Origin of the sequence: Paenibacillus sp. oral taxon 786 str. D14, from assembly GCF_000159955.1 — a bacterium.
Lineage (GTDB): Bacteria > Bacillota > Bacilli > Paenibacillales > Paenibacillaceae > Fontibacillus > Fontibacillus phoenicis.
Genome location: NZ_GG696013.1, coordinates 1 through 1,885 on the forward strand (window position 1 = coordinate 1; position 1,885 = coordinate 1,885).

Consider the following 1,885-nt stretch of genomic DNA (forward strand, 5'->3'; position numbering starts at 1 on the left):
TTAACTAGGTGGTGAAAGTCCACTGTGGGGGTTTGTAGTTACCAACCACTAGCCAAGAGCAAGGGTGTCCACCGCGAGGTGGAATCCAAAGGAAGCTGGAGGCAAACTTCCGGCCCAAGGAACACGAACATCATCAGGCATAGGATACGGGATGAGTCTGCTAAACAAGACGAAGTCCAATTAACTACACGGACGTACCAATGTAAATGATGTGGGTATATGGAAGGAAAGTGAATCGTCTTACCGTGGGAGGTCTCATGGACGTGAGGAGATGCACTTCGAATCACGGTTGAAACAAGATTTATCATGAGAAGTCAGCAGACGCCATAGTACCGCGAACAGTCGACGGTTCGAGGGAAGGGCTGAACCTTAGGAGGTGAAGTCAATGAAAGTTACCGAAACAGGAGCCAAGGGCAGCCAACTTCCAACGGAAGACTCTCTGCAAAAGAATAGTGCGGAACACGAAGGATATGCGGGAGTGCACAGTCCTGCGAGGATAACCGAAACCGACGACACCAACGCAACCGAGTCGAAGGACCGGTTGCTTGAGAAAATCGTTAGCAGGGACAACTTGAACGAAGCATTCAAGAGAGTCAAAGCGAACAAGGGATCGCACGGAATCGACGGGATGGGAGTAGATGAACTTCTACAATATCTCAGAGACAACGGCGAGACCATCAAGCAACTGATCTTGGGCGGCAAGTACCGCCCGAATCCCGTTCGAAGGGTAGAGATTCCCAAAGAGAACGGAAAGAAGAGAAACCTTGGCATTCCAACAGTGGTTGACCGAGTCATCCAGCAGGCAATCGCCCAAGTGCTTACGCCAATTTATGAGAGGCAGTTTTCAGACAACAGCTACGGATTCCGACCCAAACGGAGCGCACACCACGCGATGAAACGAAGCCAACAATACGTGCAAGAGGGATATCGTTACGTGGTGGATATGGACTTGGAGAAATACTTTGACACCGTCAACCAAAGCAAGCTCATCGAGGTGCTTTCAAGAACGATCAAAGACGGACGAGTGATCTCGCTCATCCATAAGTATCTCCGGGCGGGAGTCGTCGTGAAGCATAAGTTTGAGGACACGGAAATCGGCGTACCGCAGGGAGGGAACCTAAGTCCGATTCTCAGCAATATCATGCTGAATGAATTGGACAAGGAACTGGAAGCAAGAGGACATCGATTCGTGCGATACGCAGACGATATGCTCATATTCTGCCGGAGCAGGAGGAGTGCGGAGCGTACCCTGACGAAAATTCTCCCTTACATCGAGAAGAAGTTGTTTCTCAAGGTAAACCGGGAGAAAACGATCGTGGACGATGCGACAAAAGTTAAATTTCTTGGCTTCTCATTCTACCAGAGCAAAGGGGAAACGCGGGTCAGAATCCATCCCAAATCCGTATCCAAGATGAAAGCTAAAGTGAAAGAGCTAACGTCGAGAAGCAACGGAATGGGCAACACCGACCGGGCGCTGAAGCTTAGGCGTTACATCATGGGATGGGTAAATTATTTCAAGCTTGCTGACATGAAACAACTACTCCAAACCACTGATAAATGGATGAGAAGGCGTATCCGAATGGTCTTCTGGAAGCAATGGAAACGAGTGAGGACGAAACTCGAAAGGCTTATATCGCTCGGAATTCATGAACAGAAGGCGTGGGAATACGCAAACACAAGAAAGGGCTATTGGAGAATCTCCAATAGCCCAATCCTCTCGAAGTCCCTCGGTAACAATAGGCTGAAGAACCTCGGATTCCTTTTCTTTTCTGATTATTATCGACAAGTTACTGCGCATTCCTAATGGAACCGCCGTATACCGAACGGTACGTACGGTGGTGTGGGAGGTCGGCTGCCTAATTAATGGGTAGCCTCCTACCCGATT

1 protein-coding gene is annotated in these 1,885 nt (G+C 49.1%); it reads left to right on the forward strand.

The window, feature by feature from the left end; translation table 11 throughout:
* Positions 1-385: 385 nt before the first annotated feature.
* The gene (ltrA, locus tag POTG_RS22445; RefSeq protein WP_036646752.1) at positions 386-1,804 is read left to right on the forward strand and encodes a group II intron reverse transcriptase/maturase; all 1,419 of its coding nucleotides are present in this window, start codon (positions 386-388) and stop codon (positions 1,802-1,804) included.
* The last annotated feature ends 81 nt before the right edge of the window (positions 1,805-1,885 follow it).